Raw genomic sequence first — 15,778 nt, 5'->3', positions numbered from 1 at the left:
GACAGCGACGGCCGCGCGGTGGCCGATCCCACGGCCCACCTGCGCACCCACCTCGGCCGTGACGATGTCGAACTGGCCGGGGAGGGCGCGGTGTCGCACTTCGACCAGCTACCGGTCAGCGTCCTGCCACGGCCACGCTCGACTGGGTCCGCCGCGCGGTACTGGACGTGCCCGTGGACGAGCGCCGGTTCCGGCCGAACGTCCTCGTGCGGACACCGCCCGGTACCCCGGCCTTCGTCGAGGACGAGTGGATCGGCCGCGAGGCCCGCCTGGGCGCCGGCGTGCGCATCGGCTTCCTGCGCTCCAGCGAGCGCTGTGTGATGACCAACCAGGCCCAGCAGGACCTTCCCCACGCACCGGCGGTCCTCAAGGCGATCGCCACCGCCCACGACAACCGGATCGACGCGCTCGCCACGGTCCTCACCCCGGGGACGGTCCGGGTGGGCGATCCCCTCGTACTCGGCTGAGGAGCCGGAGGGAACCACCGTCCCCGCGGGCGCCTCTTGAAGGCCGAAGGGGGGAGGACCATGGCGAAGACAGCGGTGGCCGTGACCGGGCGCGTGGTGGTGGCGGGGCTCCTGTGCGCCGTGCTGGCGGGGTGCGGGACCACACGGGCGGGGCAGGCCGCGCAGCCGGCCGGGGCGCCCGCGTCCGCTCCGGCCGACTGCGATCGGGACGTGACGACGGACGAAGGGCCGGGCGGGTACGCCGGGCCGCCGACCGACGAGGACACCGGAGCCCCCGCCGGTCCGCCGACGGACGAGCAGACCGGCGCCCACGCCGGGCCGCCGACCGACGAGGACACCGGAGCGCCTGCCGGTCCGCCGACGGACGAGCAGACCGGCGCCCACGCCGGGCCGCCCACCGACGGCGGCACGGGCAACGGCGGCGGTCCCTGCGGTCCGGCCGACTGGTTCGACATGACCCGCGACTTCACGGCCTACCGGCTCGAGCACAGCACCGCGCAGGACCACGCGGTGTCGGTCACCGAGACCCGGGTCCGCAAGGTCCGGTCGGTGGGCGAGGCGCGGATCACCTTCTCCACCCGGCAGGTGGGCAAGGGCGCGGCGGAGGACGCCCGCCGCATCGCCGCCGTGTTCACCGCATGGCGCCGCGAGGTCTACGGCGACCACGGCACCCTGACCCTCCGCACGGCCGAGCACGAGGTCGTCACCCAGCCGTGGTGACCCCCGGCCACCGCGCGTCCCAGAACGCGCAGTGGTGTTCGGCCCGGCCGTCCACCGTACGGATCCCACCCGTGCCCGGAGCCAGCGACAGCACCCGCGCCGCCGCCCCCAGCAGCGGCCAGCGCGGGGCACCGGGCGCAGCGGGAACGCCGGTCCGCGCGAACGCCGTCCAGTAGCCGGTCATCCGGTCCGCGAGCCGCTGCTGCGCCCCGCTCAGCGGGGTGATCGTGAACAGGTACGGCAGTTCGAAGCCGTGGGCCGCGCCCCACGGCAGCCCCGGCACCGGGGGCAGCCCGGTGAAGTCCGGCGCGTCGCGGTCGCTGAACCGGTAGCCGTACGCCGGTGCGTACCGCCGCAGCGCCGCGCCGTCCCGCAGCGTCGGGCAGACGAACGACGCGTCGGTCAGCAGGGTTGCCCAGGCGATCGCCGGTGTCGGGTACGCCGACACCGGGTAGGCGGCCTCCACGGCACGGGCCGTCTCCCCGCCGAAGGACCGCTGCATTCGGGCCCGGTAGGCGCTCTCGTCGCCGATCGGGTACGCCCCCAGCGTCTGCGCGAGGAAGAGCCGGATCTCGTCCCGGGTGGTGCCCTGCACCACCGGCACCCGGTGGAACCGTCCCGACTCCAACGCCCGCCGCGGTTCCATCGGCAGGGCGGCGTCGCCGTAGGGCACCAGGGAGAACCGCTGCATCAGGTCGGCGGTCGCGAGGGTACGGGCGTCCAGCGCGCGCAGGCAGTCCAGCACGCCCGGGGGCCGGCCGCAGCCGAGCCGGGCCGCAGCCCGGGCGCCCTCCTCGGCCGTGCGCCGCGCGGGCACGAAGGGCTCGTACGTCCCGAGGCCCGGCAGCAGCGCCGACGGCGGTGTCGTGGTCGAGCACGATCCGCTCTGCACGATCGCCCTGTGGAACAGTCCGGCGGAGGCGGGCGAAGTCAGGTGCGCGCAGACGCTCAGCGCCCCCGCGGACTCGCCGAAGACGGTGACGTTGCCCGGGTCCCCGCCGAACCGCTCCGCATTGGTCCGTACCCACCGCAGCGCCGCCCGCTGGTCCGCCAGGGCGAAGCCCGGAGCCCCGCCGAGCTCCGGATGGCCGAACAGGCCGAAGACGCCCAGCCGGTAGTTGACCGTCACCACCACCACGTCACCCCGGACGGCCTGCCGCTCCGGCCGGTAGGCGTCGCCGGAGCCGCTGAAGAAGCCGCCGCCGTGGAACCACACCATGACCGGCCGGAGACTTTGCCGAGCCCCGGTCGTGCGACCCGCCGGAGCGGTCACGTTGAGGTACAGGCAGTCCTCGGACCCGACCGGCCCCCCGGGCGCGAGCACGGGCAGCTGCACGCAGCGGGAACCGGGCGCACCGGCGTCCCGTACGCCCTCCCAGCGGCGCGCGGGCTCCGGCAGCCGCCAGCGCCGCGGACCGGTCGGAGGAGCCGCGAAGGGAATGCCCTCGAAGGTGCTGTACGCGCCGTGCGTCCGGCCGCGCACCCGCCCGCGGTCGGTGTCCACGACCGGTGCCGGCGGACCGGCCGCCGCCCCCGCGAGCAGCAGTACGAGCGGCAGCAGCAGGGCGCACCGGCGTCGGACCCCTCGCATGTCGGACACGGGCCTCGTCTCCTCCGGGCCCGGGCGGGGACCCCCGTTTGCCCGCCCCGAATGGCGCAGTGGGCGGAAGTGGCACTCAATGTAACAAAGCGTGCGCTTCCCATGACGCACGATGACCGGCGCGCGATTGCGTAGACCCGCGCGTCGGCGAACGGAGCTTTCGATGAATGACCCCATCACTCTCGCGGCGACGCAACACGAGGACCGCCACGGGACCCCCGACGACACCGCCCCCGACACCCCCGCAGTCCCCGGCGCCTCGGACGTCCCCGCCACCGGGGACGATCCTGCCGTTCCGGACGACGGCGACGCGCCGAACACCCTGCGGATGCGGACCCTCCTGGAGACGGCAGCCACCTGCCGTCCGGTGGAGGAGGTCACCGCGCTGGTGAGCCTCCTCAAGGAGGACGGCCGGCTGCCCGACGCCGGCCAGGAGGCGCTGCGCGCGGCCGCCGTGACCCGGCCCGTGCAGGACGTACAACGGATGGTCACCCTGCTGGGTGAGGCCCCCCACGAGGTCGGCGAGGCGGACATCACGCTGCGTGCCGCCGCCGTCGGACGGTCCATCGAGGACGTCGCCCTGCTGGTGAACATCCTCGGCAAGGACGCGACCGGCGAGCCGGAGCAGCAGCGCCGCACCGGGCCCGCCGCGGCGGCCGCACCGGCCGCGGAGTCGCACCCGCAGCCGCCCCGGGAGCGGTTCGAACCCCCGTCGCGGGAGCGGTTCGAACCCCCGTCGCGGGAGCGGTTCGAGCCCCCGTACCGGGAGCTGCACGACACGTCCCACCGGCCGAAGTCCCGGCGGCCGGCTCCCGTCGAGGGGCCGGACCGCACTGCGGCACTGCGGCACGTGCTGCGCTGGCCCGTGGCGATCGCCCTGCTGGTCAGCGGCGCCCTGCACCTGCCGCAGGACCTGACGGCCCTGCCGCCCGGGAACGCCCTCGGTCTCCTGCCCCTGCTGGTCACCGTGGTGTGCCTGGGCGTCGGGGCGCTGGTGGCGCTGCGCGACACCACGGTGGTGTGGCGGGCCGGCGCGGCCGCTGCCCTGGGCGTGGTCGCCCTGCACGTCGTCGGCGGCTCGCTGGCCTTCGACCCGCTGGCCGGCACCGTGGGTGACCCCCCGGCCTGGGCGGGTGCCGCCGTGATGCTGTGCGCGGCAACCGGCGCGGTCCTCGCCGGACTGGCACTGAGGAACCGTCAGGAGAATTCGGCCTGACCCGCGGCCGCGAGCGCCGCAGCGGCACCCCGCGCCCCGCGCGCGGGGTGCCGCTCCGTTCGCGCGTCTCCCTCAGGCGAGCAGGTTGACCGCCCCCGTGAACACGCGGGGCAGCCGGGCGGCCAGCGGGACGATCCGGGGCGCGAGGCGCGGCCGCCGCCGCGCCCACAGCAGCGCCTCGGTGAGGGCGCGGTAGCTGCGCGACAGGTCCCGCCAGGCCTGCTCGTAGGCCTGCGGCCGGCCCGCCCGTACGCAGCGCACCAGTTCGCCCGCGGCGGTCACGGCCAGGGTGAGGCCCTCACCGGTCAGGGCGTCCACGTACCCCGCGGCGTCCCCGACGAACAGCACCCGCCCCGCGACGCGTACGCGTGCCCCCTGGCGCAGCGGTCCGGCGCCGCGCACCGGGGTGTCGGCGCGCCCGGCCAGCCGGTCCGCCAGATGAGGGAAGTGGGCGAGCTGTTCGTCGAAGGGCGCCTGGTCGGTGGTGAGGACCGCCACGCCGATCCGGTCGGGTGCCAGTGGGGTGACGTAGGCCTCGCACCGGGCCGACCAGTGCACCTCGACCAGGTCGCTCCACGGTGCGACGGCGTAGTGGCGGCGCAGCCCGTAGCGGGCCGGCCGGCGCGGGGTGGCGGGCGCCGACAGGCCGAGTCCGCGCCGGACGGGGGAGTGCAGGCCGTCCGCGGCGACGAGGTAGCGGGCGGAGAGGCCGGCCGCGGTGACGTGGTCGACGCCCTGGCGCACCTGGTCGACGCGCTGCGGCAGGACCTGTACGCCGAGCTGCGCAGCCCGTTCGGCGAGTGCGGCCTGGAGGGACGTGCGGCGGGCGCCGAGGCCCGGCCCCGACCGGAAGAGCCCCTCCGCCCGCAGGCCGCTCCCGCCGTCGACGTAGCGGATCCCGCGGAACGGCTGCCCGGTGACGGACACGCCCAGCTCGTCGAGGCGGCGTACCGCCCCGGGCATCAGGCCCTCCCCGCAGGCCTTGTCGATGGGGGTGGGCCGAGGCTCCAGCACCACGGTCTCCAGACCGGCGAGGGCTCCGTGGATGGCGGTCGCCAGGCCGGCCGGACCGCCGCCCGCGATCAGCAGGTCGATCATGACGGCGCGCCGGCCGACGGGACGGAGGCGGGTGCCCGCAGCCGCCCGACGTCCGTCAGGGCGGCGTCTTCGCAGCCGATCCGTACGCGCAGCAGCACCAGGTTGAGCACCGTGAAGCCCAGGGCGGTCACCCAGGCGGAGTGCACCAGCGGCAGGGCGGCCCCTTCCGCGACCACCGCCACGTAGTTGGGGTGGCGCAGCACCCGGTACGGGCCCCGCTCCACCAGCGGGAGGCCGGGAACGACCAGCACCCGGGTGTTCCAGCGCGGCCCGAGGGTGGCGATGCACCACCAGCGCAGCGCCTGGGCGGCGGCGACGACGGCGAGGGCCGACCAGCCGAGCAGGGGGACGAACGGCCGTCCGGCCGCCCAGGGTTCGACCGCGCAGCCCACGAGCAGCGCGGTGTGCAGGGCGACCATGGCCGGGTAGTGGCCGCGTCCGTACTCGCGGCCGCCGCGTGCCAGGCTCCAGGCGGTGTGGCGCCGCGCGGTGACGAGCTCGGCGAGCCGTTCGGCGACGACGAGGCAGATGAGCAGCAGGTACGGGGTCAGGGAGGGGGTGGACGTCAGGGAGGTCAGGGTCATGGGTTCACCAGCGCAGGAGGACGAGTTCGGAGGCGAAGCCGGGTCCGAAGGCGAGCATCAGACCGACGGACCCGGGGGGCGGTCCGGCGCAGCGGACGCCTTCCAGGATGTGCAGGACGGAGGCGGAGGAGAGGTTGCCCACGGCGGCCAGCGAACGCCGGCTCGCGGCGAACGCCGACTCCGGCAGCGCCAGCGCGTCCGAGAGCGCGTCGAGGATCTTCGGGCCGCCGGGATGGCAGATCCAGGCGTCGACGTCCGCGGGCTTGAGGTCGTGGGCGGCCAGGAAGCTCTCCACCTCCTCGGCCACGTGCAGCCGCGCCAGGTCGGGGAGTTCACGGCCGAGCACCATGCGCATGCCCCAGTGGCCGATGTCCCAGCCCAGGAGGTGTTCGGTGCCCGGGTAGAGGCGGCTGCGCGCGGCGACGACCTCGGGGCCGGGGGCCGTCGCGTACAGGGGATGGTCGCGGCCCACCGCCACCAGGGCGCCCGCGCCGTCGCCGAAGAGGGCACCGGCCACCAGGTTCGCCATCGAGGAGTCGGTGGACTGGAGGGTGAGCGAGCAGAGTTCGGTGGACAGCAGGACGCCCGCGTGGCCGGGCCGGCCCGTGAGCATCTGGTGGAGATGGCCCACGCCGGCGGCCCCGGCGGCGCACCCGAGACCGAAGAGCGGCACCCGCCGTACGTCGGGACGCAGTCCGGCACGGGCGGCGAGGCGGGCCTCCAGCGAGGGCGTCGCGAGCCCGGTCACGGTGGTCGACATGATCAGATCGACCTCAGGGGCGGCCAGGCCGGCGTCGGCGAGCGCGCGCTCCAGGACCCGGGCTCCGAGGCCGAGAGCCGTTTCCAGGAAGAGGGCGTTGGTCGTGCCGAAGTCGTTCGCGGGCCCGTAGCGCTCCAGCGGGAGCGCGAGATGGCGGCTCTCCACGCGCACCGAGGCGTGGACCCGGCGCAGCAGCGCGGTGTCGGCGCCGGGCGGGAGGAAGCGGGCGAGCGCCTCTGTGATCTCGGCCTGCGGATGGCGATGGGGCGGGAACACGCTGCGCACTGCCAGAACACGTGTCATTGAGTCACCATAGGAAACAACTGACACTTCGTTATGAATCATCTGATTCGGGCGCGGCGCCGCATAGCGTGTCGCCGTGCCCGTGCGAACCACGCAGATCCCCGAGAGTGCCGACAGCGCCGGGAGCGCCGATGGTGCCGGGAGTGCCGGAAGCGGCGCCCCCGCCCGTGCCGGACGTGCCCTCGCAGGCCTGGCGGCGGCGTGTCATCCGCTGCCCGCCGTGGCCGTGACGCTCTTCACCGCGGTCCTCGCGCTCGCGGCGGGGCACGGTCCGCCCGGGACGGCCCTCCTCGCGGGGGCGGTGGCCGCCGGCCAGGTGTCGGTGGGCTGGTGCAACGACCGCACCGACCTGCGGCGCGACCTGGCCACGGGTCGACGGGACAAGCCCCTGGTCGCCGGTACGGCCTCGCCCGCCGCCGTGGCGTGGGCGGCCGCTCTCGCGCTCCTGCTGTGCGTGCCGCTGTCGTTGGCGGTGGGGACCCTGGCCGGCGCCGTGCACCTGGTGGGTGTGGTGGCCGCCTGGGGGTACAACCTCCGGCTGAAGGGCACGGTCGTCTCCTGGGCCCCGTACGCCGTGGCGTTCGGCCTGCTGCCGGCCTTCGTCACCCTCGGGCTGCCCGGCGCGCCTTGGCCGCCGCCCTGGCTGACGGCGGCCGCGGCGCTGCTCGGTGCGGGCGCCCACTTCGCCAATGTCCTGCCCGACATCGAGGGCGACCTGGCCACCGGGGTGGCCGGGCTGCCGCAGCGCCTCGGTGCCCGGCGGTCGGCGGCGCTGGCCGGGCTGCTCGTCCTGGCCTCGGCAGCGGCCCTCGTCGCGGGCCCGCCGGGCCGGGTGACCGGGTACGGCTGGGTGCTGCTGGGCGCGACGGCCACGGCGCTGCTCCTCGCGTCCCGCAGGCCGGCGGGCAGACTCCCGTTCCGGACGGTGATGGCGGTGGCCGGAGCCGACGTGATCCTGCTGGTCGCCGAACTCGGGCCCTGAGGCCACGCCATCGGGGAGCTGTGCAGGCCGGATGCCCAGGCCCCTTCGCCGGCCGTCGGCCTCAGGGCGCCTGACGGGTGCGGGTCCAGGTCAGGAGCGCTGCGGCCGGCCAGGTGTTGATGACGCGTTCCGTCGGGACACCGCATTCCGCGGCTCGTTCGCAGCCGAGGATCTGCCAGTCCAGCTGGCCCGGGGCGTGGGCGTCCGTGTCGATCGCGAAGAAGGCCCCGGCCGCCACGGCCAGCCGCAGCAGCCGCCTCGGCGGATCCAGCCGTTCGGGCCGGCTGTTGATCTCCACGGCGGTACCGGCCTCCGCGCAGGCCGCGAACACCGCCTCGGCGTCGAACTGCGACTCCGGCCGGCCGCGGCCGGTGACCAGCCGCCCCGTGCAGTGGCCGAGGACGTCCATCAGCGGATTGCGCACGGCCGCCAGCATCCGCCGGGTCATCGCGGGCGCGTCCATCCGCAGTTTCGAGTGCACGGAGCCGACGACGAGATCGAGCCGTTCCAGCAGCTCCGGCTCCTGATCGAGCGCCCCGTCGTCCAGGATGTCGCACTCGATCCCGGTGAGGAGCCGGAACGGCGCCCAGTCGTCGTTGAGGGCCGCCACCACGTCCAGCTGCTCGCGCAGCCGGTCCGGGGAGAGGCCCCGGGCGACCGTCAGCCGCGGCGAGTGGTCGGTCAGCACGGCCCACTCGTGGCCCAGACCCGCCGCCGTCCGTCCCATCGCCTCGATCGGGCTGCCGCCGTCCGACCAGTCCGAGTGCAGGTGGCAGTCCCCGCGCAGCGCCGCCCGCAGCGCGGCGGCCGCGGGCGAGGCCGGGGGACCTTCGGGGAGTGCGGCCGCCTCGTCCTCCAGGGCCTGCAGGTAGGCCGGCACCCCGCCGGCGAGGGCCTCCCGCACGACCGCCGCCGTCTTGGGACCGAGGCCCTTCACGGCCTCCAGGGAGCCGGCGGCGGCCCGCTCGGCCACCTCCGCCCCGCCCATGCGCACGACGACGGCGGACGCGGTCCGGAAGGCCCGCACCCGGTAGGTGGGTGCCTGTGCGCGCTCCAGCAGGAACGCGATCCGGTCGAGCGCCGCAACCGGGTCCATCGGCCACCTCCTGCCGTTACGGGGTGGCCCCAGTGTCCGTCGCGGACGGCGGCTACGCCTCCCGCGCCTCCTCCAGGGGTACGGCGGCGTCCAGCGCGGCGGTGAGTCGGCTCAGGCGCGCCTGCAGGTCGACGACCTCGGCCAGCTCGAACCCGGTGGCCGCGGCGATCCGCCGGGGCACCTCCACCGCGCGGGCGCGCAGCGCCGCGCCCTCCTCGGTCAGCCCGGCACGCACGGAGCGCTCGTCCTGCGCGCTGCGCTCGCGGCGGACCAGGCCGGCCGCCTCCAGCCGCTTGAGCAGGGGGGACAGGGTGCCCGAGTCCAGCCGGAGGTGCTGCCCGATCTCCTTGACCGGCAGCTCGCCGTGCTCCCACAGCACCAGCATCACCAGATACTGCGGGTACGTGACCCCCAGGTCCTTGAGAACCACGCGGTAGAGGCTGCCGAAAGCGCGGCCGGCCGCGTTCAGCGCGAAGCAGATCTGGCCGTCGAGACGCAGGAAGTCCTGGTCGGAGGGGGTCCCGGTGGGCTGCTCGGTCATGGCGGCCAGTGTACCCGGCCAGGCCTTGGAGGGCATTGAGTTGTGCACAACTTAATTGCGTGCTCTACTGGTGGGGCGCGGTCGACCACCGGCCGCCGCCACGGTTCACTTCTGCGAGAGGAACTCTCATGGACGCGCTCTACACCGCTGTCGCCACCGCCAACGGCCGCGAGGGCCGCACCGTCAGCTCCGACGGCCAGCTCGACCTCGCCCTGGCCATGCCTCCGGCGCTGGGCGGCAACGGGCAGGGCACCAACCCCGAGCAGCTCTTCGCCGCCGGCTACGCCGCCTGCTTCGCCAGTGCGCTCGGTCTCGTCGGCCGCCAGGCCAAGGCGGACACCAGTGACGTCTCGGTCACCGCGGAGGTCTCCATCGGCAAGGACGGCGCCGGCTTCGGCCTCGGGGTCACCCTCCGCATCGAGCTCCCGGAATCCCTGGCCGGGGAGACGGGCGCCCTCCTGGTGAAGCAGGCCCACGAGGTCTGCCCGTACTCCCGCGCCACCCGCGGCAACATCCAGGTCGACATCGTCGTCGAGTAACGAGGACCGGGCGGAGATGCCGGACGCCCGGCGGGCGGCCACCATGGAGTCGGACCGAGACCGACTCCGACGGGGCCGCACGCCGGGAGCTGCCAGTGGCGCACAGCAACACGACGGACGTACTGGTCGTCGGCGCCGGCCCCATCGGACTGACCGCCGCCGCGGAACTCCGCCGACGCGGCGTGACCTGCCGGATCGTCGACCGGCTCCCCGCCCGCCTGCCCTTCGCGAAGGCCGTCGGCATCCAGCCGCGGACCCTGGAGATCTGGGACCGCATGGGCACGGTCCGCGCCGTCCTGGACGCGGCCGTCCCCATGCGCGGCCAGCTCACCTACGTCAACGGCGCAGAGCGGCCCCGCATCGACCTCGTCCTGCCGCCCGAAGTGCCCTACCGCTTCGCGGCGCTGCCCCAGTACGAGACCGAACGCATCCTCGACGAGCACCTGGGCCGCTGGGGCACCGCCGTCGAACGCGGCACCGAACTGGTGTCGTTCAGCCAGGACGCCGACGGCGTCACCAGCCGCCTGCGCACCCCCTCCGGCGCCGAGGAGGAACTGCGCACCCGGTACCTGGTGGGCTGCGACGGCGCCCACAGCACCGTCCGCAAGGGACTGGGCCTCGCCTTCGAGGGCGGGGCCTTCCCCGAGGAGTACATGCTCGCCGACGTCGAGGCCGACTGGGACCTGCCGTACGGCTACTCCCTGCGTGCCATGCACCTGGACGGCGCGGGCGCCGTCGACGACGTACTGGTGTGCATCCCGCTGCCGGGCCGCGGCCGCTACCGGATGTCCATGAAGGTGCCGCCCGAACTGTCCACCGCGGAGCAGGCCGCGGCCGCCGCGGACGGTGTGGCCCACGGCCTCCAGGGCGGCCGGACCCCGCAACTGGCCGACATCCAGACCGTCCTGGACCGGCTCTCACCGACACCCACGACCGCCTCCCACATCCGCTGGTCATCGGTGTTCCGCATCAGCCACCGGATCGTGGACCGGTACGGCCACGGCCGGGTCTTCATCGCGGGCGACGCCGCGCACATCCACCCGCCGACCGGCGCCCAGGGCATGAACACCGGCATCCAGGACGCCTGGAATCTGGCGTGGAAGCTCGCCCTGGCCGTCGAGGGCGCCGCCCACCCCGGCCTGCTCCCCAGCTACGACGCCGAGCGCAGGCCCGTCGGCGAGGAGGTCGTCGGCCGCACGGTCCGCCACGCCTCCGCTCAGGGCGTCCAGTCCGACTCCGAGGACGCGGACACCCTGATCCTGCGCGAGGCCCAGCTGCTCGTCGGCTACCGCGGCAGCCCCGTCGTCGACCCGCCCGGCCGGGGCCCCGGACCCCGCCCCGGCGACCGGGCCCCGGACTGCACGGGACTCACCTCGCCGATCGCCGCCGTCCCGCTGCGCCTCGGCGACCTCCTGCGCGAGCGCGAACACGTCCTGCTGCTGTACGGGACCGGCCTCGACGAACTCGCCCGGACGGCACGGGAGTCCTCCGGCGGCCGGGTCGGGACGTGCGTCGTCCTGCCCGCCGGTACCCCGCCCGACACCCCGGCGGGCCCGGCCGTCCTGCCGACCTATCACGACACCGCCGGCGAGTTCGCCCGGATCTACGCCGCCGACGCGCCGACCGCGTTCGTCGTCCGCCCGGACGGATACCTCGGCGCCCGGCTCTCCCCGCCGACCCCGCAGCAACTGGCGGCCCACCTCGCGACCGTCTTCGCCCCGCTCACCGGGACCTGACCGGGTAGGCGCCGCCCCCCCGGACGGCGCCGTGCCCCGGCGCCGCGGCCGGTACCCGTCCCGTCAGGCTTCCGAGCGGGCCCGCGCGGCCTCCCGGCGCTGCCGCTTGCCCAGCGGAGCCAGCGACAGGTCCTGGGCCTGCGAGCGCAACTGCCTGAAGCCGTAACCGCGTTCCGTCAGCCAGCTCTCCGCGGCGAGTTCCGCGCGGGCCGTCGCGTCGAGGATGTCCTCCTCCGCCTCGCCCGAATCCAGGAAACGGAAGGTGAAGAAGGGACGGGCCGCCAGGTCGTACGTGAGGTGTCCCTCGGCGGTGAACTCCGCGCGCAGCATGTCGTGCTCGGGCGCCGCCGCGAGCAGCTCGGCCCTCTGGCCGTCGGTCAGGCCGTCGAACGCGCCGCGGACGGTGATGCGGAAGGTACGGGTGCTCATCCGGGCAGCCTAGGCCGGGTGCTCCGTCCCGCGCATCCGGATATCCACCGGTCCGCCCGGCCCGTGTTTTTGGATTGCCGGACGATCCTCAATACGATCCGGCGATGATCACAAGAAAACGGCTTGCGGCCCGGGCCTGCGGCCTGTTCGCCGCACTGGCCGTCGGCCTCTTCCCGGCGAGCGCCACGGCCGCCGACGAACCGACGGCGAAGGAACCCCCCAAGGTCGACCTGGTCCTGGACGTCAGCGGCTCCATGCGGGCCAACGACATCGACGGCCAGTCCCGGATGGCCGCCGCGAAGCAGGCTTTCAACGAGGTCATCGACGCCGTGCCCGCCGAAGTCCGGCTCGGCATACGGACCCTGGGCGCCGACTACGCGGGTGACGACCGCACCCTCGGCTGCAAGGACACCAAGCAGCTCTACAAGGTCGGACCCCTCGACCGGACCGAGGCCAAGACCGCCGTCGCGACGCTCGCCCCGACCGGCTGGACGCCGATCGGACCGGCCCTGCTCGGCGCCGCCCAGGACCTCGAGGGCGGCAACGCCACCAAGCGGATCGTCCTCATCACGGACGGCGAGGACACCTGCGCCCCGCTCGACCCGTGCGAAGTGGCCCGCGACATCGCCGCCAAGGGCATCCACCTGGTCATCGACACCCTCGGCCTGGTCCCGGACGCGAAGACCCGCGCCCAGCTGACCTGCATCGCCGAGGCCACCGGCGGTACGTACACCTCCGTCCAGCACAAGGCCGAACTCTCCGGCAGGGTCCGCCAACTCGTCGACCGGGCCGCCGACCCGGTCGTCAACCCCGTGGCGACCGAGGGCGCGAAGCAGTGCGCGGGCGCCCCGCAGCTGAAGGCCGGCCTCTACAGCGACCGCGAGACCTTCGGCGAGCACCGCTGGTACCGGGTGGACGTCCTCCCGGGCCAGGAGCTGCGCGCCTCGGTGAGCATCGGCGCCGACCGGGCCGTCAACAACGACTACGGCGTCCTGCTGCGTGCCACGACCGTCCACGGGCGGGAGATCGTACGCGGCTCGGAGGCCGGCGACGGGCGTACCGACGTCCTCTCCACCGGCCTGCGCTACCCCAAGGCCGAGGCCGACGACTCCGACTCGGACTCGGACGCGAAGCCCGCTGCGGAGACCGTCTGCCTCCAGGTCAGCAACTCCTTCTCCGCGCCCGCGTCCGTCAAGACCACCCCCGGCATGCCCGTCGAGCTGACCATCGACCTGGTGGACGGTCCCGACGACACCTCCGACGCCGCGGCCTTCGGCCTCGGGCGCGGCTGGTGGACGCTGGCCGTGCTGGTGCTGGCCGGACTGCTGGCAGGCCTGGTGTGGGGATGGATCTCGCGCTGGCGCATCTCCGTCTGGAGGACCAACTGATGCGTACCGTACGCACACTGACCGCGGGCCTGCTCGCGGCGGCCGCCGCCCTCGCGGTGGCCGGTACGGCCGCCGGCACCGCCTCCGCGGACACCCCGTCGCCGAGCGCCACCGCCGGCAAGGGCGGTGCCGGGGCGGAGGCCGCCCCGACCGAGGCGGGCACGAGCTTCCGCACCGCCGCCCCGTTCCGGCCCGGCCAGAAGGCCACGGCGGGCGCCTCCAGCGGCGACTACCTGTACTGGGTGCTTCCGGTCGACGCCCAGCAGCGGGTCACGGTCAAGGCCAACGTCACCCTGCCCGAGTCGGCCGCCCGGCACGGCACCTCGACGTGGCAGCTCGACGTGTACGACGGCCTGCGCCGCCGACAGGCCTGCACCTACGGCGCCCAGAGCCGGGCGGCGGCCAGGGAGGCCGCCTCCGTCGAACTGTCCTGCACCCTGCGCACGGTCCGCGCCGGTGCGGAGCCGTGGGCCAATGACCCGCTGCCGGGCAGCTACTACGTCCGGCTGACGGTCGTGGACCTGCCGGAGGAGGACCTGGGTCTGCCGGTACGCGCCACGGTCGAGGCCGACGTACAGGAGGAGGGAGGCGCTTTCGCGGTGGACGGGTCCCTGGCCAAGCCGCTGGTCGCCGGGACGGTGACCGGCTCCCTGCGCGAGCCGGAGGACGGCTGGTCCGGCGGCTGGTGGTCGGACCGCTGGCTCTGGACCGCGGCCGGCGGGGTGCTCGGCGCCCTCGCGGGCATCTTCGGGTACTCCCTGACGCGCGGCACGGGCCGCCCCTCCCGGGTGCCGCCCGGCGCCTGACCCCGCTCCCCGGTCGGCCGCCCGCCGGCCGCCCGTAGGCCGCCCGGCGGGTGGCCGCGGCGAGGTGGTCACGGCGGGATGGTCGCGGAGGCGGTCACGGTCCCGGCCGTGACCGCCCTGCCCGCGCCGCGTGCGGCGGCGGGCACTGGGCCATGCGGGGACGGGCCGCTCAAGGCCTCCCGGGCCCCGTCCGAAGGAGAGGGAGGCCGCGACCGAGCACCGGCACGGACGCGGCCTCCTCCTGACGACCGCCTCTTCCCGGGGAGTACCTCCATGCGACTGCTCGCACGTCTGACCGCCGCGGCCCTGATCGTGACGGCCCCCGCCCTGGCCGGCGCCGCGGCTGCGGACGTACCCGAACCCGTACGGGCACCGCTCCTCATGCCCGCCGCGGCCGTTCCCGGCAAGTACATCGTCAGCCTCGACGAAGGCGTGGACGCCACCGGCCTCGCGGAAGGGCTGGGGCTGGAGCCCACCTTCGTGTACGGGGCCGCGATGAACGGCTTCGCGGTGTCCCTCACCCCGCAGCAGCTCGAAGACGTCCGTACGGCCCGGGGCGTCCGCTCGGTGGAGGCGGACGCGGAGGTCTCCGCCCCGCCGACACCGGCCGGCCCCGCCGCCCTCTCCGCCGCCGGGCTGCCCGCCCCGGCCTGGGGCCTGGACCGGATCGACCAGCGGACCCTGCCGCTCGACGGCGACTTCACCACCGCGGGCGACGGCGCCGGGGTGACCGCCTACATCCTCGACACCGGGATCGACTTCGCCCACCCCGAGTTCGAGGGCCGGGCCGAGCCCGGCTTCGACGCCGTCGGGGACGGCGGTGACGGCCAGGACTGCGAGGGCCACGGCACGCACGTCGCGGGCACCGTCGGCGGCCGGACGTACGGGGTCGCACGCGCCGTACGCCTGGTCAGCGTCCGCGTACTGGGCTGCGACGGCCGGGGCGAGTACTCGGCGGTCGTCGCCGGACTGGACTGGGTGGCGCAGAACGCCAGGCAGCCCGCCGTCCTGAACGTCTCCCTGGGCGGGAGCCGCTCCGACACCGTGAACAGGGCCGCGACAGCCGTCGCCGAGGCCGGCACCCTGCCCGTCGTCGCGGCGGGCAACTCCTCGGCCGACGCCTGCACGGTCTCCCCGGCCTCGGCGGACCGGGTGCTGACGGTGGCCGCGAGCAACCGGCGCGACGAGCAGTCCGGGTTCTCCAACCGCGGCGAGTGCGTCGAGATCTCCGCCCCCGGCGAGCAGATCGACTCGGCGTTGCTCGGCGGTGACACCGTCACCCTGAACGGTACGTCCATGGCCGCTCCGCACGTCACCGGAACGGCAGCCCTCTACAAGGCCGCCCACCCGGCGGCCACCCCCGAGGAGGTGGCCGACCGGCTCGTGGAGACGTCCACCGGGGACCTCCTGACCGGCACCGGTACCGGCACCCCCAACCGGCTGCTGTTCACGAACGGCCTCTGAACCTGTTCTCCACCCAGGTCGTCCGGGTCCGGGCCGGCGGGCACGGCAC

Annotated in this window: 16 protein-coding genes; 9 read left to right on the top strand and 7 right to left on the bottom strand. The window is 75.1% G+C overall.

Annotation, left to right across the window (positions count from 1 at the left end; genetic code table 11):
- Positions 1–173 precede the first annotated feature (173 nt).
- Positions 174–467 carry an MOSC domain-containing protein gene (locus IH80_RS45840; RefSeq protein ID WP_234432189.1) on the top strand — a complete coding sequence of 98 codons (294 nt, stop codon included), beginning with the start codon at positions 174–176 and terminating at the stop codon, positions 465–467.
- 60 nt (positions 468–527) lie between these two features.
- Complete coding sequence (locus IH80_RS0110205) at positions 528–1,187, top strand: hypothetical protein (RefSeq protein WP_030959416.1); 660 nt, start codon at positions 528–530, stop codon at positions 1,185–1,187.
- Here the strand turns inward: IH80_RS0110205 and IH80_RS0110200 are convergent.
- A complete protein-coding gene (locus IH80_RS0110200; RefSeq protein ID WP_078906436.1) occupies positions 1,171–2,778 on the bottom strand; it encodes a carboxylesterase/lipase family protein in 1,608 nt (535 codons plus the stop codon). The genes IH80_RS0110205 and IH80_RS0110200 overlap by 17 nt on opposite strands.
- A 172-nt stretch (positions 2,779–2,950) precedes the next feature.
- Between IH80_RS0110200 and IH80_RS0110195 the strand changes: the two genes are divergently transcribed.
- The gene (locus IH80_RS0110195; RefSeq protein WP_030959412.1) at positions 2,951–4,003 is read left to right on the top strand and encodes a hypothetical protein; all 1,053 of its coding nucleotides are present in this window, start codon (positions 2,951–2,953) and stop codon (positions 4,001–4,003) included.
- Between the two features lie 72 nt (positions 4,004–4,075).
- On the opposite strand, the gene IH80_RS0110190 is transcribed toward IH80_RS0110195, so the two are convergent.
- The 3 genes from IH80_RS0110190 to IH80_RS0110180 are packed head-to-tail and all read right to left on the bottom strand — an operon-like array spanning position 4,076 to position 6,748.
- Positions 4,076–5,101, bottom strand: a complete 1,026-nt coding sequence (locus tag IH80_RS0110190) for an NAD(P)/FAD-dependent oxidoreductase (protein WP_030959411.1) — start codon at positions 5,099–5,101, stop codon at positions 4,076–4,078.
- Entirely contained in the window at positions 5,098–5,685 is a 588-nt protein-coding gene (locus IH80_RS0110185) for an isoprenylcysteine carboxyl methyltransferase family protein (protein WP_051809030.1), read from the bottom strand. The genes IH80_RS0110190 and IH80_RS0110185 overlap by 4 nt, the downstream gene beginning before the upstream one ends.
- 4 nt (positions 5,686–5,689) lie before the next feature.
- Positions 5,690–6,748, bottom strand: a complete 1,059-nt coding sequence (locus tag IH80_RS0110180; protein WP_030959408.1) for a type III polyketide synthase — start codon at positions 6,746–6,748, stop codon at positions 5,690–5,692.
- A gap of 220 nt (positions 6,749–6,968) precedes the next feature.
- Between IH80_RS0110180 and IH80_RS0110175 the strand changes: the two genes are divergently transcribed.
- A complete protein-coding gene (locus IH80_RS0110175; RefSeq protein ID WP_234432188.1) occupies positions 6,969–7,730 on the top strand; it encodes a UbiA family prenyltransferase in 762 nt (253 codons plus the stop codon).
- A 61-nt stretch (positions 7,731–7,791) separates the two neighbouring features.
- Here IH80_RS0110175 and IH80_RS0110170 read toward each other — a convergent pair whose 3' ends face one another.
- Positions 7,792–8,826 (bottom strand): PHP domain-containing protein, encoded by a 1,035-nt coding sequence (locus IH80_RS0110170; protein WP_030959405.1) that lies wholly within the window; start codon positions 8,824–8,826, stop codon positions 7,792–7,794.
- 52 nt (positions 8,827–8,878) lie between these two features.
- Complete coding sequence (locus tag IH80_RS0110165; protein WP_030959404.1) at positions 8,879–9,367, bottom strand: MarR family winged helix-turn-helix transcriptional regulator; 489 nt, start codon at positions 9,365–9,367, stop codon at positions 8,879–8,881.
- 128 nt (positions 9,368–9,495) lie between these two features.
- On the opposite strand from IH80_RS0110165, the gene IH80_RS0110160 reads away from it, so the two are divergent.
- Together IH80_RS0110160 and IH80_RS0110155 are read left to right on the top strand one after the other, a co-directional pair.
- Positions 9,496–9,906, top strand: a complete 411-nt coding sequence (locus IH80_RS0110160; protein WP_030959402.1) for an organic hydroperoxide resistance protein — start codon at positions 9,496–9,498, stop codon at positions 9,904–9,906.
- A gap of 95 nt (positions 9,907–10,001) precedes the next feature.
- On the top strand, positions 10,002–11,642 hold the full coding sequence (locus IH80_RS0110155) for an FAD-dependent monooxygenase (RefSeq protein ID WP_030959400.1): 1,641 nt from the start codon (positions 10,002–10,004) through the stop codon (positions 11,640–11,642).
- A 63-nt stretch (positions 11,643–11,705) separates the two neighbouring features.
- Here IH80_RS0110155 and IH80_RS0110150 read toward each other — a convergent pair whose 3' ends face one another.
- Positions 11,706–12,071, bottom strand: coding sequence for a DUF6204 family protein (locus tag IH80_RS0110150; protein ID WP_030959398.1), 366 nt, complete (start codon positions 12,069–12,071; stop codon positions 11,706–11,708).
- 104 nt (positions 12,072–12,175) lie between these two features.
- Between IH80_RS0110150 and IH80_RS0110145 the strand changes: the two genes are divergently transcribed.
- The 3 genes from IH80_RS0110145 to IH80_RS0110135 all read left to right on the top strand — a co-directional run bounded on the left by IH80_RS0110145 (position 12,176) and on the right by IH80_RS0110135 (position 15,729).
- Positions 12,176–13,459 carry a VWA domain-containing protein gene (locus tag IH80_RS0110145; protein ID WP_030959396.1) on the top strand — a complete coding sequence of 428 codons (1,284 nt, stop codon included), beginning with the start codon at positions 12,176–12,178 and terminating at the stop codon, positions 13,457–13,459.
- Positions 13,459–14,265, top strand: a complete 807-nt coding sequence (locus IH80_RS0110140; protein ID WP_030959395.1) for a hypothetical protein — start codon at positions 13,459–13,461, stop codon at positions 14,263–14,265. Before IH80_RS0110145 ends, IH80_RS0110140 begins: the two co-directional genes overlap by 1 nt.
- Positions 14,266–14,538: 273 nt before the next feature.
- The gene (locus IH80_RS0110135; protein ID WP_030959394.1) at positions 14,539–15,729 is read left to right on the top strand and encodes a S8 family peptidase; all 1,191 of its coding nucleotides are present in this window, start codon (positions 14,539–14,541) and stop codon (positions 15,727–15,729) included.
- Positions 15,730–15,778 lie beyond the last annotated feature (49 nt).

The sequence above is a fragment of the Streptomyces sp. NRRL S-378 genome, assembly GCF_000720645.1.
GTDB lineage: Bacteria > Actinomycetota > Actinomycetes > Streptomycetales > Streptomycetaceae > Streptomyces.
This window is presented reverse-complemented; position numbering and strand designations above follow the sequence as displayed.